Source organism: Photobacterium sp. BZF1 (assembly GCF_014349205.1).
GTDB lineage: Bacteria > Pseudomonadota > Gammaproteobacteria > Enterobacterales > Vibrionaceae > Photobacterium.
Genome location: NZ_JACSOF010000024.1, coordinates 16,793 through 36,216, shown reverse-complemented (window position 1 = coordinate 36,216; position 19,424 = coordinate 16,793). Strand labels below are relative to the sequence as shown.

Genomic DNA, 19,424 nt, shown 5'->3' with positions numbered 1-19,424 from the left:
TTCATCTTTAATCGCGGTACAGGATCGTTAGCGACTGAGCACCCTGCATATAGGTCGTTTGGACTTGGCGATCGCCAAGAGCCGCCTCAGAGGTGTCACAAACCACTTTCCATTTGCTCCCCTCAGGTAGGCGGTAGCGGGTTGGGATGACAGAGTTGTTGATAAGGAACATCAGTTCGTTGCCTGAATCGAAAAGGCCCAAGTAAAGAGCAAAAGCCTCCAGACCCTGCCAATCAGCAGCATCCATGACGTGACCATTTGATCGCCACCAATGGATACGGTGATGGCCCCTGTTATGGCCACTAAAAGCACTGATAAAAGGCATCATATACTGCTGGCGACGAGCAATCATCGTCGATAGCCATTGGGTGAAATCCGATTTGTCCTTGTTGGGTGTCCAATCAGCCCAGCTAATTTCATTGTCCTGGCAATAGGCATTGTTATTGCCCCCTTGGGAATGGGACAAGGCATCGACACCAAGAATATGCGGGATACCAAAGCTAAACAACAGTGTCGTCATCAAATTACGCTTCTGGCGTTCACGACGGCTCAGAACAGCATAGTTTGTTGTTTCACCTTCTATACCTTGGTTGTTTGAACGATTATCACCATGGCCATCACGGTTATCCTCACCATTGGCATGGTTGTGCTTATGGTTGTATGACACAAGATCTTGTAGCGTATAGCCGTCATGGTATGCGACATAATTGACCGGAAGTTTTCCTGGCCAACAGCCCGCACTAAAAAGATCCCTTGACCCCATAAAGCGGGTAGCAAACTCTTTGATGTTTCGCTCATGGCATAGCCAGTAGCTCTTCACCGTATCGCGGAACTTATCGTTACATTCATTCCATTCTGCTGGGAAATGGCCTAGTTGGTAGCCGTCCGGGCCGATATCCCAAGGTTCGGCAATCAGTTTTACCCGTTTCAAGACCGGGTCTTGTGCAATGGCTTTGAAAAATGCACTGTCCTTGTTGAAGCGATTTCCGTTACGACCTAATGTCGCAGCCAAGTCAAAACGGAAACCGTCGATCTGAAACTCTTTAACCCAGTACCTCAGGTTATCAAGCACGATGTTTAGACTTGGTTGATAAGTAAGATCGAGGGTATTTCCACACCCGGTAAAGTTAAGGTAGTTTTTGTTGGCATCTTGCAAGTAGTAGGACTTGTCGAGTCGTTTTAAATGGAACTCTGGCCCGCCTTCACCACTTTCGGCAGTATGGTTGTAGACAACATCCAAAATAACCTCAATGTTATTTTGGTGAAGGGTTTTAACCATTTGTTTGAGTTCTAAAATCGGGTCTTCAACAGCAAACTTGCTATCAGGAGCAAACCAACTCAGTGTGTTGTATCCCCAGTAATTGGTGAGCTTCTTGTCCTGGAGATGTGGTTCGTCATAGCTGGTCGCAATAGGCAATAGCTGCAACGAAGTGACGCCAAGTTGTTTGAAATGTTCTACGACGCTTGGATGACAAAGCCCCAGGAATTTCCCCTGTAAGTGCTCCGGCACGTCTGGATGGCGTTTGGTGAACCCTTTTACATGGATTTCATTGATAATAGTGCTGTTTTTATCAATATTGGGGTGGCGTGTTTGCCCCCAATCGAATGGCTGGTGGTAGGTGAGTCCGGCAGGGGTATTCGGACATTCAGGGTTGTCGGTCAGCAGCGCTGCGTATGGGTCTAAAATCCAGCAGATTTCACCACTCAGATTACCTCGGTAAGCATACTTGGTATGGCTAGGTAAGCCTGAAACAAAGAGTGAGTGGGTACCATTGTGGTGGGCAACCATAGGTAGATAGGTTGCGACGTCGTTATCATCAAACAATACCAAGGTTAGATGATGGTGGAGCGGGGCATGAATTGCAAAATTACATCCCTCATCAGTAAGGGTCGTACCGAAGTCAAATATCGACCCTGTTTTCAATTGCCAGTTCATGTATCCCTCAAAACAATCAAGAAATCCAAAAGGCCGCATCGCGTTATTTTCACGCTTTGCAGCCTTCTGGTTAAGGCTATAACAGCCTTTTTGTCTCTATGTAGCGAGTACGCCGGTTATTTGTTCTCAACTGCGTTGATGAACGTTGGACGTGCCTCTTTGATCCCTAATCGCTCAGCTTCTTCAAGAAGTTGCATAGCTTTGTTAATGTCGCCATTATTGACAGCATTTTCGATAGAATTCAAGTAATAACCCTGAGTTTCTTCCATCGCAGGTGCTTGGTCGACTCTTGGTTTGGTAAAGGCAACGCTTGCGTTATCGATTTGTGGTGATGAAATACGCATCGAAAATTTGCCATAAGGGCTATGCTGAGCGTGTGGGTTTGGGATATCTGGTTCAACGGTGCTACGGGCCCGGGCATACGCTTTGGCAGGGTGAAGGAGCTCAGTTGAGGTTTGTAGGTCTTGAGGGTTGGTATAAACCAGAACCTTCACTTCTTCCGTGTTATAAGTAGGGATGAAGCTGAATGTGCCTTCCACAAGGTCACCTTCTAGCATTCTGGCAGGCTTGTAGACAAAATCTGCATAGCTATAGTGCTCTAGCTCTTTGTTGTTTTCGTCTAATACCTTAATGCTCGGTGCATACAGAGTTGTCGTCGCATAACTCTTCAGGTTTACCGTGATAGCACCGCGGTTAGCCGGTACTAGAAATGCTGCAACCGGTCCCGCACTGTCACTGTAAGCCAATGTCTGGCTATCTTCGTTCAGCTCAAAAGTGACATCTGAAGGTAGCTTTAGTGGTGTCCAGTTTAGGTTAGACAAAGAGTCAACCTGGGCTTGGTTGGCTGCCGCAGCAGTATCAATGTTTTCGATATTATTAGCACAGCCGGCAAGCAATGAAGCAGCAATGCAAAGGGGAAGGATTTTCTTCATGTTTTCACCATAGAATTGGCTGTATTGGATTTAGAATGAACAATGAGTTTCATAATGGCGTCATACTAAATCAAATACAGCCAGTCTGAAAGACTGGCTGTTGAGTATTAGTTAAGCAGTGCGATTACCACCAAGCTTCAACCTGAACACCGAAGTTGTATTCAGTATCGTTGCCAGTACCGAATGCATCATCGTTTTCGTTATCCATTAGGTAGCTTGCGTATAGACGAATTTCAGGGCGTGCCCAGAAGCTTTCGCCTGCAGTCCAAGCTTGTGCAATAGTGAATTTTTGGCCAGAAGCCTTACCACCGTCAGCATATTGGTTGTCGAAGTAACCTGCTTCGAATAGCGTTTTGTGGTTAGCATCCCACTTGTAAGTTGGGCGAACAACAGCCGAGAATGATGTGATGTCATCAGTTTGGTTCGCTTCAACATCATCAATAGAAGATGCCCAGTATAGCTGGTGGCCGATTTCCCAATCAGAACCTAGGCCTACAACACCCCAGTTAATCAATCGGTATGCAGCTGCGCCGCTTTCAGCTTCAGCGCCGTACCAAGAGCCGTCACCGTAGTAAGAAAGGGCCTTACCGTAACCTTCTGTACCGTACTGAAGAACCGTTTTGTTAAAGCCTGCAGATAAACCTTGAGTCAATTCAGCGGTTAGCAATACGCCGTCTTTAGCATCTTTTGCTTCCTGAGTTGCTTCATCTGTTTCATTGGTAATAGCGTAGTTGATACCCACTTCCAATGAACCGTTCTCCCATAATGGGATACCCGCATAACGAAGGTCTAGGGTATTAACGTTTAGTGCACCATTTTCGTTACCTGGATCTGCGATGTTACCATTTGCGTCTTCGCGATCTGTGCGAACCCATGCTGCAGATAGCTTACCTGGACCCATTTCAACACCTTCGATACCAGCACCGGCACCTGAAATGTTCCAGTAGTAAAGGTCAGTAATGTGGATGTCGTGACGCTGGTAGTAGCGCTTACCTGCCCAAAGTGTCGCTTCTGGGGCAAAGTTCAATAGACCTTTCGCCTGAACATTGAACTGACGAAGTGCGATATCGCCTTCATCTTCACCACCAAGTGGTTCCCAGTCGTTACCGCCTTTGCCAGTAACTGCTAGCATAGAGTCAACGTAGAAAGACTTACCGTCCTGGTTGTAAACTTCTTTACCTAGGCCAATTTCACCGTAAACGTCATTTTCGTTACCTAGACGACCGACCTGGTTCTTGTTGTATTGAACTTGTTGGCCATTTTCACCACTGATACCAACGCCTGCACGCATGTAACCGTGGAAGTCTACGCCGCTGTCTGCAAATGTCGCTGTAGACATTAGAGCTGCAGAAACTGCTGCAGCGGTTAGACAAATTTTGTTCAATTTCATCGCTGAAACTCCTTCATGGAACGTTATTATTTTGTAATTGCTCTTTATTTAGGAGGTGGGCTACTAATTTGGATACAACCCGCCACCCGAAATCCTTTTTTTAAAAATTGGCGGGATAAACTTCTATCCCGCCAGACCTTCTGGTCACTTCTCTCAAATACACCGGAGATAAGAGTGAACTCGACAGTGAAACTCGAAATTCAGTAGCGTTAACTGATGGATTAATATTGCGCTTCCCTTTGAATCTAAACATCCTCCTACCCCTCTCCTCCCAGCGGAGGAGGAGAGGGGATGAGTGTATAGATCACGTTTTGTACTGATGGGTTGTGCTATGGGCTGTTTGAGCGAGATTAATGTGCGCCTGATCACTTAACAGTAATTTTTTGGTCCATATTGGTATTTTTCATATGATATGAGTCACACAAATATTGGGCGTAGAAGGTATGGAATGAGGGGGAATCTGGGAGGAGAGAACTTCAATTGGAAGATAAATGTGATGATAATCTCGTTTATATAACAAAGATATCTTTTTAGAATGATGATCATCATCACGATATATTTTTTATATCTCAGAATACTGAGCGGTTATTTCTTGTGTCTGTAATTCACATAACCCGGCTCGTATACATTGTTATTGTTATAAGTACCAATTGAGGTTAGATATTCATCCTCTTTTTCGTGCTGAACGGCAGGAATGTCAGGCTGTGTTCTATAGTTACGGTAATTTGGCTCATAGACACCATTGCTGTTTACAAAACCGGTTGTATTGAGGCCGCCGTGCTCCATGTCGCTAGACGATCGTGCATGGGAGTAATTGACATAGCCGGGTTCATAAACGCCGTTTTTGAAGCTCCCGATCTCCCTGAGATCGGCTTGGGCGGTGAAAGACATCAAGATAGTTGTGCCGATAAGCACAGATAGCTGGGTTAGGCTTTTCATCGTGATTCTCCTATTGGACTTCTTATAACAAGACCGTCAAAGCCTCGGACAATTTCAACAAATACGCCTCGGAAAGTGCAGATGATCAAATTAATAGCTTGTAACCATAAGGTGACAAAATTAAGCCATTAGTAAGCCTCTGTTTTGTATAATAGAAAAAAAGAGCTGCTGTGTTGGAGGTTTGCTTGCCTATAGAAATTATGTTGGTTGTGATGGCATCGCTGGTTGCCATGGGAATTTTATTGCACAAACCCTCAAAAACTTTGGGGATCCCCTCTTTGTTGATCTTCATCGGTGTTGGACTGGTGTTTGGCAACGGAGAGTTTAATTTTGTCTACGATAACCTTGCGCTGACATCTATGGTTGGCTCCATTGCCTTGAATGTTATTGTGTTTGTAGGGGGGCTCAATACCAAAACCGATGATATCAAGGTGGCCTATAAAGAGGGAGGGATGCTGTCTACGATCGGTGTCGTACTTACCACCTCGATATTGGCAGGCATGCTCTACTACATTACCAGCTTTGATCTGCTGACTTGCTTTTTGTTTGCAGCAGTCGTCTCTTCAACAGATGCGGCCGCTGTTTTTTCGATCCTCGAATCCAAAAAGCTCAAGCTCAAGCACAATACTGATACCGTTCTTGAGTTTGAATCCGCAACCAATGACCCGGTAGCCTTGGTAATGATCATGATTCTTACCGGCATGTTGGCCCAGCCTGAAAATGTGGTTACCTTTGCTGGGGTTTCAGTCGAGTTAGTCCAGCAAATTACAGTGGGCCTTTTGGTGGGGGCAAGTGTTGGACTACTTTGTGTTACTTTGCTAAAAGCCATAAAACTGGAAGAGTATGGTCTGATTCCGGTCTTTATCCTTGCGTGCTTCCTAATTGCGACCTACGGCAGTGAATTGCTTGGCGGCAATATTTTGATTGCCTCCTATGTATCGGGAGTCATCATTGGCAATAAACTGCAAAGGGGTAGAGAGGTCAGCAAACACTTCTTCAATAGCGTGTCTTGGCTCGCCCAAGCCTTGATGTTTATTATACTTGGCCTGCAATTTTTCCCGGATGAGTTGGCTGCGGATGCTTGGTATGCAATCCTTCCTGCATTGGCATTGATCCTAATTGCACGGCCTGTTGCTGTGTTCCTGACTTATCTTCCGTTTAGGCAGGTGGAGACGAAGAAAAAATTGTTTATCTCAGCCATTGGCCTAAAGGGAGCGACACCGATTGTTTTTGCCTTGATACCTGCAGCTGCCGGTATAGAAGGTGCAGAACAAATGGTTCATATGGTCTTCTTTATCGTATTAATATCCATCATTGTACAGGGGTCATTGCTCGAGCCATTAGCCAATAAACTGGATCTGAGGATGAAAAGCTAAGGCCAGTTGAGTTCGCCAGTAAAAAAAGCGCAGGGTCACCTGCGCTTTTTTGTATATGAGCTTATGTCACTCATCCCAAAAGGTACGGCCTTCGATAGAGTAGGGTTCTTTGGCGTCGAAAAGTGCATTTTTTCCCCTGAGTTTTTGTACTTCCCCCTCAAGCTGTTTGGCTTGTTGGTAGTCGCCTTCTTGATATGCCAGGTAGATCCTTTGTTCAAGGTCTTCAATTCTATCTCGATTGTCCATAGCCCAGTCCTCAATCAAAGTTAGATATTTAGCTGTTCCTTTATTTGGAACTTTAATGACTACTTAATAAGTGTAGGTTTGGATCACTGAGTGCTCCACGTGTGTGGCAATATGGGGAGTTGGGGGGAGGGGGATTTCGGCAAGCAAGTATAAAAAAGCTGCCTACACAACACATGTAGGCAGCTTTTTTTGGGGGTTCTATGGATTTATGCGCCTTGCTCTTGGTATAGGCGTTTGCAAGCTGTGCCGTCACGGTGGAATAGGTGGCAGCGGTTTGCAGGGATCCCGACTTCAAAGGTATCGCCAGCTTCGACTGGAAGGGTATCGGCTTGACGGTAAATAAAGTCTGCGTCAACGCCCTCTAGCTCTAGGTAAACTTGTGTTTCGTGACCCAGTTTTTCAACCACAAGTATCTTACCGTCGATACAAGCATCAGCTTCTTCGCATGGTACTAAGTGTTCAGGACGGATACCCAGTGACATACGGTCACCTTTGGTAACGGTCGTGCCGTCAACAGGGATCCAGAACGCTTTGCCATTGGCCATTTGTACCATGACACGGTCTTTTTCAGCCTGTTCGATGAATACACTCATGAAGTTCATCTTCGGAGAGCCGATAAAGCCAGCGACGAAACGGTTCTGCGGGTAGTGGTAAAGTTCAAGAGGTTTACCAACTTGGGAAACATAGCCGCCATCAAGCACAACAATCTTGTCAGCAAGTGTCATTGCTTCGATCTGGTCGTGGGTGACGTAAATCATCGTACAGCCTAGCTGCTTATGCAGTTTAGCCAATTCAATACGCATCTGGACACGTAAGGCTGCATCAAGGTTTGATAGCGGTTCGTCGAGTAGGAATACATCTGGCTGGGCGACCAGAGTACGACCAATAGCAACACGTTGGCGTTGACCACCTGACAGGGCTTTTGGCCTGCGCTCAAGAAGGTGCCCTAGCTGTAGGATTTCAGCGGCATGGTCAACACGGCGCTTGGTTTCATCTTTGTCAGCTTTAGCCAGCTTCATGCCGAAAGACATGTTGTCGAATAAGTTTAGGTGAGGGTATAGAGCATAAGATTGGAAAACCATCCCCACGCCGCGCTGAGATGGCGGTACATCATTCATGCGCTCTTCACCGATATACAGATCACCTGAAGTGATGTCTTCCAGGCCAGCGATACAACGTAGTAGTGTTGACTTACCACAGCCCGACGGACCTACGAAGACAACGAACTCACCCTCGGCAATATCGAGATCAACGTTTTTGGAAATCAGGTTATCTCCATATGCTTTACATACATTTCGTAAAGTAACACTCGTCATCGAGCCTATTCCTCTAGTTGTTGTTGCCAGCAAGGCCACATCTTATTGTGCTACCGCCTTGCAGGTAAAGATTTTTCCAGTGTAGTTGAAGAAAAAACGGGTAGTCAGCTATCTAAAGGGAATTGCTGTACCTACCCTGACTAAATCCAAATTATCTACTTCCCCAAGAAATAAAATGGTGCTGTCGTCTTTAAAATGAAAGTGGTTAGTGCAAAGTGCATTACCTGAAAAAGAACAGTGTCTTCAACTACCGAATCGGTATGGATGTATTCTTGCCTAGCCCAGCACTAGAAACATCCTCCTTATTCATAAATTAAAAGGGGGATGAGGGGGGGAGGAGTGTATGGATCACATTTTATAGTTCCTGCTAATGATGGGACGAAAAACTGGCGCTACCATGTGCGTAGTGTCACATTTAAGGGGGATATTTAGATCTGGGTCACTATTGCAAATGATAAAGATCACGCTTTCAATCATAAGTGTTGGGGGCGTAGGACTCAGGATGATGCCCACTATCGTTTATTGATAGATGATTGAGCATGAAAAACGTGTTGTTGAAGAGGTTCATCAACATGACAAATAACAATCATGAAGGATGTTAAAAATGAAGAAAGTCCTTAGCACAGTTGCTTTATGTACCCTAGCTGCACTTAGCTCAGTTTCTGCTCATGCGGCGATTGAGGAAGGCCAACTGACAATTTGGATCAATGGTGACAAAGGTTATAACGGTCTAGCTGAAGTTGGTAAGAAGTTTGAAGAAGACACAGGTATTAAAGTAACTGTTTCTCACCCTGATGCCCTGGAAGAAAAATTCCCACAGCTAGCATCTACTGGTGACGGTCCTGACATTATCTTCTGGGCTCACGACCGCTTTGGTGGCTACGCTCAAGCTGGCCTTCTTGCAGAAGTTAAGCCATCAGCTGAATTCAAGTCTAAGTTCGTTGACTTCACGTGGGATGCTGTTTCTTACAACGGTAAGTACGTAGGCTACCCGGTTGCTGTTGAAGCACTTTCTCTGATTTACAACAAGGACCTTGTTCCAAACCCACCTAAGAACTGGGAAGACATTGAAGCACTAGATAAAGAGCTTCAGAAAGATGGTAAAAAAGCCATCATGTGGAACCTACAAGAACCGTTCTTCACTTGGCCAGTACTTGCTGCTGACGGTGGCTATGCGTTCAAATTTACCTCTGAAGGCTACAACGCTAAAGATGTGGGTGTGAACAATGAAGGCGCAATGCGTTCTATGAAGTTCGTGAAGAGCCTAGTAGATAAAGGTGTTATTGCTGCTGATGTTGATTACTCAATTGCTGAGTCTGGCTTCAACCAAGGTAATGTCGCTATGACTATCAATGGTCCATGGTCATGGGCAAACATTGACAAAGCTGGCATCAACTACGGTGTAACACTGCTTCCTAAACTGAACGGTAACCCATCGAAGCCATTCGTAGGCGTACTAACGGCTGGTATCAGCACGGCTTCACCAAACCAAGACCTAGCGGTTGAGTTTATCGAAAACTACCTGCTGACAAATGACGGTCTACGTAAAGTGAATGATGACACACCACTAGGTGCTGTTGCATTGAACTCTTTCCAGAAAGAACTGAATTCTGATTCACGTATTGCAGCTACAATGGATAATGCGATGAACGGCGAAATCATGCCGAACATCCCGCAAATGTCTGCATTCTGGTATGCAGAAAAAGCGGCAATTACTAACGTAGTAACTGGTCGTCAATCAGTTGAAGATGCCCTAAACACTGTGGCAGAGCGTATCACTAAGTAATTAAAAAAGTTAGTTTTACCGTAAAAAAGGGGGGAGTTAGCTCCCCCTTCGTCTGAAGTACTGTGAGGATCTCTAATGCAGTCTCATCAAGTGGCCGATATGTCGGTTGCCAATGCCGATATGGCAAACAAACCAAAGCCAAAATTAAGTTCAAGCAAGGCAGCTTTTCTTAAGTGGGCTTCGTTAGGGTTAGTCAGTTTAATCAATGGCTATGCGACTATTCTCATGTATGCTCGTGGAGAGTATGCATTCGCACTATTAACCCTAGTCCTAACTTCTCTAGGTGTATACGTTTTCGCACGTAAGAGTACCTATGCCCACCGTTATATTTACCCAGGTGTGGCAGGGATGATTCTTTTCATTATTTTCCCGCTTCTTTACACCGTAGGACTGGCGTTTACTAACTATAGTGGTACCAACCAGTTAAGCTTTGACCGTGCTCAGTCTGTTCTAACGCAACAGACTTACCAGAGCGGGGATAGCTTTAACTTCTCACTGTACGAACAAGACGGTAGCTTCAGTATTGCCCTTAAGGATGGCGAGCAGTGGTACAGCACAGATCTTTATGATTTGAAATCCCTACCTACTGATGAAGAGATCTCATTACGCCCAATAGATGAGCCTGTTGGCGCAAAAGCTGCACTCAAAACGGTAATTCAGAACCGCAGTGCAATTAATGCCATCACGCTAGAAGCCCCTGACGGTACAGACCTTAAGATGTCTGGCCTGCGTACTTTCGCTGAAATTCAGCCTTTGTATGTCGTACAGGATGATGGCGAAACACTTGTTAACACACGTGAAAACATCACACTAAAACCGAACTTTGAAATTGGTCACTATCAGCAAATTGATGAGAATGGCCAGTTCATTGGCGAACCGCTTGCACCTGGCTTTATTGTTGGCATCGGTTTTGACAACTTTGCCCGTATTTTCACCGACCCAGGTATTCAGGGACCATTCTTCAAGATCTTTGTATGGACGGTTGTCTTCTCTGGCCTGACGGTTGTATTGACCCTGGCTGTGGGTGTTGTCCTGGCACAGATTGTGTCATGGGAAGAACTCAAAGGACGAGGCGTATACCGGGTTCTGCTTATCTTGCCTTACGCAGTACCGGCATTTATCTCGATTCTGATTTTCAAAGGTTTGTTCAACCAAAGCTTTGGTGAGATCAACCAGTTACTTCAGGGCCTATTTGGTATTAGCCCGACATGGTTTACCGACCCGTTCTTGGCTAAGACCATGATCATTATCGTCAACACTTGGTTGGGTTACCCTTATATGATGATTCTGGCTATGGGCTTGCTCAAAGCCATTCCAGAGGATTTGTATGAAGCTTCGGCCATGGACGGTGCAGGGCCACTGGATAACTTCTTCAAGATCACTATGCCAATGCTAGTGAAACCAATGATTCCACTGTTGATTGCAAGCTTTGCCTTTAACTTCAATAACTTCGTGCTGATTCAGCTGTTGACTAACGGTGCACCGGATATGATTGGTACCAGCGTGCCAGCAGGTCACACCGATCTACTAGTTAGCTACACCTACCGTATTGCCTTCGAAGGTGCTGGCGGTCAGGACTTCGGTCTGGCAGGTGCTATCGCAACAATCATCTTCCTGTTGGTTGGTGGCCTATCGCTACTGAACATGAAGTTCACAAAGCTTGAATCTGAGTAAGGAGCCTAATAATGGCAATGGTTCAACCTAAATCGCTAAAATACCGTGTTTGGGCAACGCATTTCGGCATGTTGTGTTTCCTTGCACTAATTATGTTCCCTCTATTGATGGTTATCGCTATTTCATTCCGTGAAGGTAACTATGCATCGGGTGAGCTGATTCCGTCTAACCCATCCCTGGAGCACTGGAAACTGGCACTTGGTATTGCAGTTCAGCATGCAGATGGTTCTGTGACGCCACCACCATTCCCGGTTCTGACCTGGCTATGGAATTCAGTAAAAGTCGCTGGCTTAACTGCAATTGGTATTGTTGCACTATCAACGACTTGTGCTTATGCGTTTGCCCGTATGAAGTTTGTTGGTAAGGGTCTTATCCTTCGCTCAATGCTGATTTTCCAGATGTTCCCGGCTGTACTAGCACTGGTTGCATTGTACGCGTTGTTTGACCGTCTTGGTGCTTACGTTCCATTCTTGGGAATGAATACCCACGGTGGTGTTGTATTTGCCTACATGGGCGGTATTGCACTGCACGTATGGACAATCAAGGGGTACTTCGAATCCATTGATAATTCACTAGAAGAGGCTGCAGCTCTCGATGGTGCGACACCATGGCAGGCATTCCGCCTAGTCTTGTTGCCGCTGTCAGTGCCAATCCTAGCGGTTGTATTTATCCTTTCTTTCATCGCTGCGGTAACAGAGGTGCCAGTTGCCTCACTACTACTACGTGATGTAGATACCTATACCCTAGCGGTTGGGATGCAGCAGTACCTGTACCCGCAGAACTACCTGTGGGGTGACTTTGCAGCGGCGGCAGTATTGTCTGCCCTACCAATTACTATCGTGTTCTTGTTAGCACAGAAATTCCTAGTTGGTGGCCTAACTGCCGGTGGTGTTAAGGGCTAACGGCCTAAATTACACACGGTTAACTCAATGAAACCCGGATGGAAACATCCGGGTTTTCTTTTATGTTGACTTTGTATTGAGGATTATGTTCATACGGCATGGCTCTGTATATTCATACTTAGCCTGATTTTTATAAAAGTGGTAATCGATGAGGCTATTTTTATATTATTGAAAATCAAATTGCGTATTAACCCATATTGCTGTTTTAAATAGTCTTTTTTGTTTTTGTTGTCCGTTTGATATTGTCAATTTACTCAAAAATATAAATCTTGCATATTTGATGAATTTTAGTCATTTTTGCCATCTTATTTGTTTCACATTTCATTTGTGGCTGATAGAATCATTCTAGAGGGGCATAAAAAGTGCCTCATGGAATAATAACAATACGCTTGTTTTCACTTAGGCAAGCGACTCCCGAGCTTAGTGCTTAACAATGGTTTGGCCGCCGATCTGTTAGGGTAAGCTAGGCTCCATACATCATTGGCGTTGCTGCATAGCTGGGCTTACCTTTCTTAAGAGTAAGTTTTATTGGTAACCAAAACCCGACATATCTGTTCGGGTTTTTTTGTATCTAGGTGGAGTTGTTCTGGGAAACGTAAGCTAAGAATGGAGTCGCTGGCAAACTTGGTTTCTTCCGTTGGATTTTGCGCGGTACAGTGCCTGATCTGCCGCTTTAAATACTGAGTGTGGGTTATCCATTTTGTGATTATCAGAAACACCAATACTGACTGTAATATTTGTAGAGACAGTATCGTTATCCATTGAGTGCTCGCCTTTTGGGTGGTCTTGAACTTTTAGTGGGTAGGCTTCGACTTGTTTCCTGATTTTTTCTAAATACCTCATGCTATCGTTTTGCTTCCTGCCTTTAAAGATAATGGTGAACTCTTCCCCTCCGTACCGATATACCTTGGCGTTATTTGATTGTTTGGCAAGGATACTGGCAACAAGACGTAGTACATCATCCCCAGTATTATGCCCATAAGTGTCGTTGAATAGCTTGAAGTGATCTATGTCGATCATCGCAATCGAATAGGTACGCCCTAGATGTTTTATTTCTGTATCCAGCGAGCGCCGTCCAGGTATCCCGGTTAATTGGTCGATGTATGCCAGCTCATGGCTACAACTGATCAGATTGGTTAACAGTAGTAGAGACAGCACCGAATAAGCAATACTCGAAATCATCGGGTAATGAAAGAAAGTGAGTGTAAGCGCCGAAAAAAGCGTACTGATGAATAATGCGTGATCATGGGGTTGGTTCCGTTTGAAAATCAACATCGCATGGAAAGTGAGTACTGCAATGAAGAGTAAAATAATGGCAACTGGCAGCTTTGATATAAGTGGAAAACTGATTAGATACTGTTGCCAGACTAAGGTTAGGTCAAAGCTTGCTATGGCATCAATGAGAAATGTCGTGCCGATAAACTGCAAAAGTACAGCGCATAGGAAAAAAACACTGGTGCGTGACATCAATCGGCGCTCTGGCAGTCGTTGGATGAAAATTAAGTTCAAGGGAAGAGCGACGGCAAGGAATGTATAAGCAAGCTTAGTAAACGGAACTGACAATGGTGACTGAAGCCAAGTCTGTATGATGTGATAACTAAACAGTAATAATATGGCTGCCAATGAAGTACGCGACTGATTAAACAACTCTCCTAAGAAGACAACAATAGGAAGAAGTATGTAGGGCAGTGACTTGACGAGTACTTCATTAGTTGGGGAAAAAGGTGAGGCATGATGCAAACCTGCCAGCACAACAAAAGCCAATAGGACAGGGGAACCAAATCGGAAAAAAGCATGTCGGCTGATTGAGATTGAAAATAACTGCATTGCTGGCTGATGATACCTTTGCTCAAGTTGGATACGTTGAATCATTTAACGAGAACAGCAATTACCTCTTTTTGATTATATATGTAATGCGTCAACATGCATAGGAACATACATTTTTATAATTTATAGCACTGATTCACTAATGTTTATTGAGAAGAGACTTAAAATGAGAGCTAGGTATGAAGTGCCATAAAATTGACACTAGGCTTTCAAGCCTAGTGCTAATTCACTTGTGAATACTTACTTGATAAATGGGAAGAGCTTTTTCACTTCCTCTGCTGACAAACCTTCAACCCGCTCGATGTTTCGCTCAGGGATCCCCTCTGGGTCGGGGTAGTGCTTGAGGACTTTTTCCATACTATCCTCGCGGATCAAATGGAAGATCGGGTAAGGTGAACGGTTTGTCAGGTTTTCTGCGTCCTCGGGTTGAGTACCATGGAAGTAATATTCTGGGTGGAAGCTGGCAATCTGGTAAGTGCCTTGGTAGCCCATTTGAAAGATAAGGGCATCAATGAGATCAAGGTATTGATTGTAGTCACCAAAATCTTTGAACAGGTGAGGAGTCACGACTAAAGTCGTCTCCAATTCATCGGCTGGCGTGTTATCGAGTTTCTGAAGCTGCTGGTAGATTTCCTCTAGAAGTACTTCTTCACTGTTGGTTTCAGAGATGAAAATCTGAATCTGCTTGTTACGGTTAGGCTTAGCCGCAAATGGGCAGAGGTTGAGTCCGATGACGACATCTTCTAGCCACTTCTGGACTTGTTGGTGAACGAGTTCGATATTTTGATTTTTCATAGCTGACTTGTTGTTGGGCCACTGAGCAATGTGGCTTTTTGATTTATAGCGATAATTATATAAAAAAGGCCAGCAAGCGCTGGCCCTTTGATGTCTTTGGCTTAGAGTTTATTAAGCTTCAGCAGACTCTTCAGCAGGAGTATTCTCTGCTGTTGGAGCTGGGAATTGCTTAACAGGCTTGGCAACAAGTTGGCGAGTTGCTGTACGCACTTCGGCAATGTTGACCTCAAGCTGATCACCAAGTTGGTATTCTTTCACCTTGTCGATGTTCACAATACCTAGCTCGCCGTTACACTCGATACGTTCTTTGTTATCGAGGATCAATGGGGCAGGAATGAACGCTGCAGCACCATTTTCAAGTAGGCGAACACGCATACCTGCACGGTTGATATCGAAAATCTCAGCGGTAAAGACTGTTGCCTCTTTCACTGCGTCTTTCAGTAGTCGTACATATAGCCAATCAGCAACATCACGCTCCGCCATACGATGGTTACGACGGTGCATTGCGATTTCTTCACCCACAGTTTCATCTGGTGTCTGGCTAGGTTCCAGACCCGAGATAACGGCTTTAAGCAGGCGGTGGTTGATCATATCGCCGTATTTACGAATTGGTGATGTCCACGTGGCGTAGACATCCAAGCCCATTGCGTAGTGCGCAGCAGGCTTGTTACCCACTTCACTGTACGCCTGGAACTTGCGTAGGCGGTTGTCTAAGTAAGTACTGTCTTGAGCGTTTAGCCAGCGGCGAAGGGCACTAAAGCCTTCCAGTGTTAGCAACTGCTCTTTTTCAAACGGTGCTTCGGCTTCGGTGAGGAAGTCCATCGCTGTATCCAGCTTCTCTGGGTTGAACCCGTTGTGGTAGTTGTATACACCAAAACCGAATTTGTCTTGCAGAACGCGACCAGCACAGATGTTTGCGGTGATCATCGCTTCTTCGATCATGCGGTTTGCGGTACGGCGCGGATCGGTGTGGATAGCGATAACATCGTTATCTTCGCTTAGCTCGAAGCGGTAATCTGGGCGATCTGGGAATACGACCGCGTTAGCTGCACGCCAAGCGCTACGGGCATTAGCAAAACCGTGAAGGGCTTTGATTTGCTCAAGGATAGTGTCGTTTGGTGCCCAGTTTTCGCACTCGCCGTTTTCAAGCAGATCAGACACATTGTCATAAGCCAAACGAGCTTGTGACTTAATCCATGCAGCAAAGAAATGGATATCGTCTTGGATAACGCCGTCTTTATCAATGCTAACGCGGCAGCAAAGTGTCGGGCGTTTCTCGTCTTCTAGCAGCGAACACAGTTCGTCACTCAGTTCACGAGGCAGCATTGGGATGTTACGGCCTGGTAGATAGATGGTGAAGCCACGCTCGCGTGCTTCTTTGTCCATCTTGTCACCGACTTCGATGTAAGATGTCGGATCAGCAATAGCTATGGTGATTTCAAAGCTACCGTCTTCCTTGGCAACCGTGTAAATCGCGTCATCCATATCTTTAGTGGATTCACCATCGATAGTGATGAACGGAAGCTCGGTCAGATCTTCGCGCTCTAGGCCTTCTTCCAGCATCGACCAGCTTTCTTGCGGCGCTGGCTCGGCATTCGGCAGGTCGTGACGCGCAAGTGTTACCCACCAAGGGGCAATCTTGTCATTGCTGTCTGTGATCTTTTCTTTGATTTCACAGAAGAAAGTCTTGTTGTCACCAACCAACGGGTGGCGTGTCATGTTGGCAACAACCCAGTCACCTTCTTTTAGTAACTCTGGGTTAAGTCCTTTGACAGGGCGAGCTTTAATAGCGTCTTTCAGCTGCGGGTGATCGGGAACAACATGCAGGCGATCACGGATAAGCTTCACTCGGCCAATAAAGCGAGTGATGAATTGCTCAATCAGTTCCTGCGGCTCTGCAACTTCACGTTCCTTTTCTGTACGAATGACCGCCATAACACGGTCACCGTGCATAACGTTTTTCATATAGTTAGGTGGAATGAAGAAGCTTTCCTTGTTGTCGACTTCAAGAAAGCCAAAGCCACGGTCAGTTGCTTTGATGCTGCCTTCTTTTTTAGGAAGTGTTTCCTGAATTTGTTTTTTAAGCTGTGCTAGTAAAGGATTATCTTGAAACATTATGCCCGGTCTCAGGTTGTTAACAGGCACACTATAAAGTTTTCAGCCCATAAAACCAAGCTCCAGACAAAATGTCACCAAATTGTCTTACTTCCTTTCTACGCATGCTGTTACTTAACAGACATATGATGGCGGTCGAAATTATAAAAAACTAACCAGTGAAATTTATAACATGGGCTGCATTCCATAAATAAAGCTGAAGTCAACGCTCGGTGATTGAGTTATAACTGCCATATCAAGTGGTTGCATATGTTTATCATTGCTTTGCTACCTATAAATCAAGCGGCATAGCTGCTACAACATGGCTAGGTATAAATATGAATAAAGAATCGAATAGGGAGTTGGATAAGCTAGTCGATCAACTTGTTCGGCAGGCCAACATGAGTCAGTGGTGCCAGGCATTATTAGGGAGGCTAAAGGACGATTTCCACTTAAGCAATATGACTTTCATGATTGAGCAGGGTAATGAAATCATGGCCGTTGCAAGTTGTGTCGAAGATACCTTTCAATACTATTCCCCGGCATTACGTTTAGATGATTACAATGGCGTACCGCTGGGAGCCGTTCAATTTGCCCGTGATAATGGCCAGTTCGTCCGGACATATGTAAAACGGCCTTATAAGGCAATATGGTATGACGACTGCGGTGATTGGTGCCAACTTGTACTGCCAATTATTATGCACGAAAGACCTGTTGGCTACATTTATGCCGAGACCAACAAACCCGAATACTTTGAAGCAAGAATACAGGAGGTCGAACAGTTCTTCGCGGTGATTGCCTCAGATGTCAGTGCTCGGGTGCTATTGAAGGAATTGGACTCCCAGCATCAGTGCCGGCAAACGGCAGAAGCGGAGCTAGCTGTTAGGAATAAGTCCCTCAAGCAATATTTGAAGTTACTCAAGAACCTGCATGAGCTGACGCTGGTTTTGTCAAAGGTCGATACCAACGATGAGCTGTTTAAGGCTGCGGTGAAACTAGGGCGTGAAAAGTTAGATATTGACCGAATGGCGGTTTTTCTTATTGATTTCGAAAAAAATGAAATGCGGGGAACTTATGGTACAGACCCAGAGGGCCAGCTAGTTTGCCGACGTTCATTTTGTAGTGCAGTGCCAGATCATCCGTTGGTCAATGAAGCTTTGAGCCGCAAGGATCATGTTGTCGTCAAGGAAAACGCCCCTCTTTATTACGGCACGCAACAAGTGGGTACTGGCTGGAATGCGATGATAGCCATGTGGAACGGTGATCGCTGCATCGGTTGGATCGCAGCCGATAACCTATTAAATCGCCAGTCTATTACTGAGCATGACAAACAAATATTGAAACTGTTTGGCGCGTCATTGGCTCAACAGATTGTGATTCGACAACAAAATGAAGAGCTGAGGCAGTTGAACTCTGAATTGGAAGGGCGAGTAGCCCGTAGAACGCAGGAGCTAATGTCTACCAATGCCGCTTTGGAAACGGCAAATAAAAAGTTGGCGCTATGGTCAATGCAAGATGGTCTTACCCAGGTTTCAAACCGACGTTTTTTTGAAGAAAGTTATCGAGAAGCTTGGCGAGAGGCATTGGAGGATTCGACATCGCTTGGTGTCATCATGCTAGATATTGATCATTTTAAAGCATTCAATGATTACTATGGTCACTTGCAGGGGGACCAGTGCCTAAAAGAAATTGCCCATCTATTGAAAACTATTACAAATAGAATAGATGAGGCGACTTTGTCACGGTTTGGCGGGGAGGAGTTCGTTTGTATATTACCTCGTTGTAGCCAGCAACAACTTCAATCGCTCGCTAACGAAATGGTAACAGGGGTAAGAGAGTTAAAGTTAACTCACGAAAAAAGCGCATATGGAATGGTGACGCTTACTGCTGGTGGTTGTTATATGGTGCCATCGACGTTTTTTCTTACCGACATCACATATAAGGATGAGGATATAGCAGTAAAAGCAGCTCCACCCGCTGTTTTGCATAGTGCAGAATCGAGCGTGTTAATTAATAAAGCGGATATGGCTTTGTATCAAGCTAAAAAGGGGGGGAGAAATCAGGCCTATATCGTTGACGCCAACATTTTCCCAGTTTTAAACACAGTAGATACTACTGTTTTTACTAAGTAAGTTCAGATTTTCTAAAGCGAAAAAGAGGACAGCCAATATAAGTTGTATGAGATGGGTTACCTTAATAACCGCTTTGTAT

Annotated in this window: 14 protein-coding genes; 5 read left to right on the top strand and 9 right to left on the bottom strand. The window is 45.1% G+C overall.

What is annotated here, in order from left to right; all coding sequences use genetic code 11:
- Window positions 1-7: 7 nt before the first annotated feature.
- From BIZ37_RS07360 to BIZ37_RS07345, 4 genes are all read right to left on the bottom strand, one after another.
- Window positions 8-1,936: a glycogen-debranching protein gene (locus BIZ37_RS07360; protein ID WP_187460966.1), complete on the bottom strand. Its 1,929-nt coding sequence runs from the start codon at window positions 1,934-1,936 to the stop codon at window positions 8-10.
- Between the two features lie 116 nt (window positions 1,937-2,052).
- The gene (locus BIZ37_RS07355) at window positions 2,053-2,868 is read right to left on the bottom strand and encodes a MalM family protein (protein WP_187460965.1); all 816 of its coding nucleotides are present in this window, start codon (window positions 2,866-2,868) and stop codon (window positions 2,053-2,055) included.
- Window positions 2,869-2,992: 124 nt separating this feature from the next.
- Window positions 2,993-4,252 (bottom strand): maltoporin, encoded by a 1,260-nt coding sequence (locus BIZ37_RS07350; RefSeq protein ID WP_187460979.1) that lies wholly within the window; start codon window positions 4,250-4,252, stop codon window positions 2,993-2,995.
- Window positions 4,253-4,843: 591 nt separating this feature from the next.
- Window positions 4,844-5,197 carry a hypothetical protein gene (locus tag BIZ37_RS07345; protein ID WP_187460964.1) on the bottom strand — a complete coding sequence of 118 codons (354 nt, stop codon included), beginning with the start codon at window positions 5,195-5,197 and terminating at the stop codon, window positions 4,844-4,846.
- A gap of 185 nt (window positions 5,198-5,382) precedes the next feature.
- Here BIZ37_RS07345 and BIZ37_RS07340 point away from each other — a divergent pair, with 185 nt between their 5' ends.
- Complete coding sequence (locus tag BIZ37_RS07340; RefSeq protein WP_187460963.1) at window positions 5,383-6,573, top strand: potassium/proton antiporter; 1,191 nt, start codon at window positions 5,383-5,385, stop codon at window positions 6,571-6,573.
- 66 nt (window positions 6,574-6,639) lie between these two features.
- Here BIZ37_RS07340 and BIZ37_RS07335 read toward each other — a convergent pair whose 3' ends face one another.
- Both BIZ37_RS07335 and malK read right to left on the bottom strand, forming a co-directional pair.
- A complete protein-coding gene (locus tag BIZ37_RS07335; protein WP_187460962.1) occupies window positions 6,640-6,819 on the bottom strand; it encodes a hypothetical protein in 180 nt (59 codons plus the stop codon).
- Window positions 6,820-7,025: 206 nt separating this feature from the next.
- Window positions 7,026-8,135, bottom strand: coding sequence for a maltose/maltodextrin ABC transporter ATP-binding protein MalK (gene malK, locus BIZ37_RS07330; protein ID WP_187460961.1), 1,110 nt, complete (start codon window positions 8,133-8,135; stop codon window positions 7,026-7,028).
- A gap of 604 nt (window positions 8,136-8,739) precedes the next feature.
- On the opposite strand from malK, the gene malE reads away from it, so the two are divergent.
- The 3 genes from malE (at window position 8,740) to malG (ending at window position 12,497) form a co-directional block, all read left to right on the top strand.
- On the top strand, window positions 8,740-9,921 hold the full coding sequence (gene malE / locus BIZ37_RS07325; RefSeq protein WP_187460960.1) for a maltose/maltodextrin ABC transporter substrate-binding protein MalE: 1,182 nt from the start codon (window positions 8,740-8,742) through the stop codon (window positions 9,919-9,921).
- A 75-nt stretch (window positions 9,922-9,996) separates the two neighbouring features.
- Complete coding sequence (malF, locus tag BIZ37_RS07320) at window positions 9,997-11,595, top strand: maltose ABC transporter permease MalF (RefSeq protein WP_187460959.1); 1,599 nt, start codon at window positions 9,997-9,999, stop codon at window positions 11,593-11,595.
- Between the two features lie 11 nt (window positions 11,596-11,606).
- Entirely contained in the window at window positions 11,607-12,497 is an 891-nt protein-coding gene (gene malG / locus BIZ37_RS07315; RefSeq protein WP_187460958.1) for a maltose ABC transporter permease MalG, read from the top strand.
- 600 nt (window positions 12,498-13,097) lie between these two features.
- Here malG and BIZ37_RS07310 read toward each other — a convergent pair.
- The 3 genes from BIZ37_RS07310 to BIZ37_RS07300 all read right to left on the bottom strand — a co-directional run bounded on the left by BIZ37_RS07310 (window position 13,098) and on the right by BIZ37_RS07300 (window position 17,234).
- Window positions 13,098-14,261: a GGDEF domain-containing protein gene (locus BIZ37_RS07310; protein WP_187460957.1), complete on the bottom strand. Its 1,164-nt coding sequence runs from the start codon at window positions 14,259-14,261 to the stop codon at window positions 13,098-13,100.
- Between the two features lie 303 nt (window positions 14,262-14,564).
- A complete protein-coding gene (locus BIZ37_RS07305) occupies window positions 14,565-15,119 on the bottom strand; it encodes a DUF1415 domain-containing protein (RefSeq protein ID WP_187460956.1) in 555 nt (184 codons plus the stop codon).
- Between the two features lie 111 nt (window positions 15,120-15,230).
- Window positions 15,231-17,234: an exoribonuclease II gene (locus BIZ37_RS07300; protein ID WP_187460955.1), complete on the bottom strand. Its 2,004-nt coding sequence runs from the start codon at window positions 17,232-17,234 to the stop codon at window positions 15,231-15,233.
- Window positions 17,235-17,551: 317 nt separating this feature from the next.
- Here BIZ37_RS07300 and BIZ37_RS07295 point away from each other — a divergent pair, with 317 nt between their 5' ends.
- Window positions 17,552-19,345 carry a diguanylate cyclase domain-containing protein gene (locus BIZ37_RS07295; RefSeq protein ID WP_187460954.1) on the top strand — a complete coding sequence of 598 codons (1,794 nt, stop codon included), beginning with the start codon at window positions 17,552-17,554 and terminating at the stop codon, window positions 19,343-19,345.
- Window positions 19,346-19,424: the final 79 nt, after the last annotated feature.